This is a genomic window from Candidatus Zixiibacteriota bacterium, assembly GCA_018820315.1.
Classification (GTDB): domain Bacteria; phylum Zixibacteria; class MSB-5A5; order JAABVY01; family JAHJOQ01; genus JAHJOQ01.
In genome coordinates this window covers 1-2,761 of sequence record JAHJOQ010000044.1, presented here as the reverse complement: position 1 = coordinate 2,761, position 2,761 = coordinate 1, and the positions used below count along the sequence as shown (strand labels likewise).

Sequence of the window (2,761 nt, the reverse complement as noted above, 5' to 3'; positions counted from 1 at the left end):
TTGTGGTTTATCCACGGTTCATCTGCTTGGGTTTTGGGCAGGTGAGCTCAATCGTTAGGCGCGTGAAAGGTCAGCGGTTCGGATGCAAGCTCCGTCAGGATAATATCCTACGCAGAAGCAGTCCACACAACACCGTTCTGACTGGTGGGCGATTGCAGAGGGAACCGTTTCAAGTAAACCATGACATATAAAATTGAATACGCTGAAGGCGTCGCCGATGATTTAGCAAATTTGCGCGCTTACGAGCGCGCACAAATTCTTGATAGCATCGAAACCCAGTTAACGCACGAGCCAACACGACAAACGCGAAACAGAAAGATTCTTGTCGGCTTGATTCCACTGTGGGAACACGTAGAACCCGTTTGGGAGTTGCGTGTTGGTGAATATCGCGTTTTCTATGATGTGGATGAGGTAGCATGTGTCGTGATGATTCTTGCAATTCGGTACAAGCCACCACATAAAACAACGGAGGAAATACTATGAAAATGGTAGGTCTTGAACAATCGACTCTGGATACCTGTGTTAACGAAGCCCAGCGCGAACGTGTAGTCATCACGAGTAATGGAAAGCCCATTGCACTTATTGTTGGCATCGAAGGGATGGATGAGGAGCAATTGCAATTAGGGAGTAGCGACAAATTCTGGGCATTTATCACAAAACGCCGCACACAAAAGACTATCAGCCGCGCCAAGTTAGAGCAGAGCCTAACTTAGCGCTGGAGCTGACGGGAAACCGCCTAATGTGGTCGGTTGGTAAACAAAGGCTTTATGGGGCGGTTTCCCGCAGCTCAGTTCTGTCGTTAGCCCCGAAGAGAAAGGACACGGTACAATGGCCAAGAAGCCGAGCGTCACCCCGATCTTGGACGATTCACGCTCCATATGGCTCTACCTGAAGCAGGAAGCGGGACTCGACACCGAATCCTACGATGACGATCTCGAACACGATTTGCGGACCCATCTCGCGCTTCCGAACAAGGGTTCTCTTGAAGAGTTGCTCCGTTCGACTGCTACTCCTGTTGAATCGTTCTTGTTCGCCTTCTTCAGGGCCATCCAGCCATACGCGGAGATGATGTCTGACTTGCTGCGCATGTTTGAGAAAGCAGGTGCGACACGGACCAACAACAACCTCGCCATTCGGTTCGATTTCGGCACAAAACACCCCGAACTCAGTTTCGACCTTCGCCATTTCCGCCAATGGCACGAAGTTTGGTCAAGGGTTGCTGGCGTCTTCCTCGTCAATGTCTGGGATTACCAGACAATCTGGGAGTTGAACGGGGCACTGAGAACCATGCGGCCCCAAGTCTCAAATCCTACCGCCAGGAAGTGGCTCATAGATTACAACGAGTCCAGAGTTTGGCCCAAGTTCCAATTTCAAGCCCCAAGCACGGGAGAGAAGCAACTTGATGACATCCTCCGGCGAGCGTGGCAAGTCTGGATGACTGTCGTTACAGAGAGCGCAAGGTACGGTGATAGACGAGACGATTTGCGCGAGGAGCGGAACCAGAGGAACGAGCGGCGCGAACGCCAGGAATCCGGCGAGAGCAATCGGCAAATGTGGTCGCCAGAGTTCCTGGCGAGCATCGACTCCGATGGCTGGGCCGGTTCATTTGCTTCTGGAGCTTACGACCACGCTGAGCGCATATCCAACCTTCCACCAGAGGACAGACGGCCTGTTGCAGAGGAACTGAGCGGTACCTTGGAGCAGGTGTTCGACAAAGTTCCGCAGGAGGATTTCCAAGGCGAGGCGCTGGTGAAAAACCTTCAGGACTTCCTTCAACTCCCAATCTGGAGAAGGCGGCACGAGCTCTACTCGACTTGGGTCGGAAGTCAGATCATAGACGCTTGCGAGGACTACGGCGTGCACATCCACCACGTAGATGGATCGCTACTGCTGTCCTTCTCAGGAACACATCTCGCAACCTTGACTCGCGGAGAGCCCACAATGCATATCTGGGCGGAGTTACGTTCGCCGTTGCAGCATCCAGTTGGCAAGGGCCGGAAGCGAAACATACAGCCGGACTACTCGCTGATCGGGGAACCAATCACATCCCCGGACATGTCCATTCTCGAGGTCGAATGCAAACAGTACAAAACGGCCTCTTCCAAGAGCTTCTGCGATGCCATTACAGACTACGCCGCTGGCCGCCCGAGAGCACATGTTGTTCTGGTTAATTATGGACGGGGACGCCAGTCTTTGCTGGATGGCGTTGAACCCTCCGTCAGAGACCGGACGAGCTTCATCCCCCTGATGCGGCCTGGTTCGGATGAGGCCCAGAGCAGATTCAGAGACATTGTCGGCGAAGTTTTGTCAAAGCGGTGCGTGAGGGTAGGTGCACCACTCACAAGTGCAATGCCCATGCCGGCTGGAACATGTTCGAAGGTCACACTGTCTTGGGGCTCGATGCCCCGTGACCTTGATCTCCATGTTCGCATCGTCTCACATGAACTTGATTACGAGGTCTACTACTCGGATCGAGGTAGTACCATGCAGTCGCCTTGGGCTCAACTCGATACAGACATCAGGCACGGATCTGGGCCTGAGTCGTTGGAGATTGCCCGATGGGTCAGTGGAGGCAAGTACCATATTGCCGTCTGCAACTACTCAAACGAGAGCCCGTTGGCAAACTGTGGAGCCTTGGTGACCTTCAGTCAGGGGTCGCAGACTGAGAGCGTTGCATAGGACTTGAAGCTATATCTATACTGCCAAGCACTGCTTCACCTCATTTTCTGCCGCCTTTTTGTATTGCTTGACATTTTTTAGT

General features: G+C 53.0%; 3 protein-coding genes. All 3 read left to right on the top strand.

The window, feature by feature from the left end; translation table 11 throughout:
* Positions 1–180: 180 nt before the first annotated feature.
* The 3 genes from KKH67_04055 to KKH67_04045 all read left to right on the top strand — a co-directional run bounded on the left by KKH67_04055 (position 181) and on the right by KKH67_04045 (position 2,679).
* On the top strand, positions 181–483 hold the full coding sequence (locus tag KKH67_04055; GenBank protein ID MBU1318351.1) for a type II toxin-antitoxin system RelE/ParE family toxin: 303 nt from the start codon (positions 181–183) through the stop codon (positions 481–483).
* On the top strand, positions 480–713 hold the full coding sequence (locus KKH67_04050) for a type II toxin-antitoxin system prevent-host-death family antitoxin (GenBank protein MBU1318350.1): 234 nt from the start codon (positions 480–482) through the stop codon (positions 711–713). Before KKH67_04055 ends, KKH67_04050 begins: the two co-directional genes overlap by 4 nt.
* A 115-nt stretch (positions 714–828) precedes the next feature.
* Positions 829–2,679, top strand: a complete 1,851-nt coding sequence (locus KKH67_04045; protein MBU1318349.1) for a hypothetical protein — start codon at positions 829–831, stop codon at positions 2,677–2,679.
* Positions 2,680–2,761: the final 82 nt, after the last annotated feature.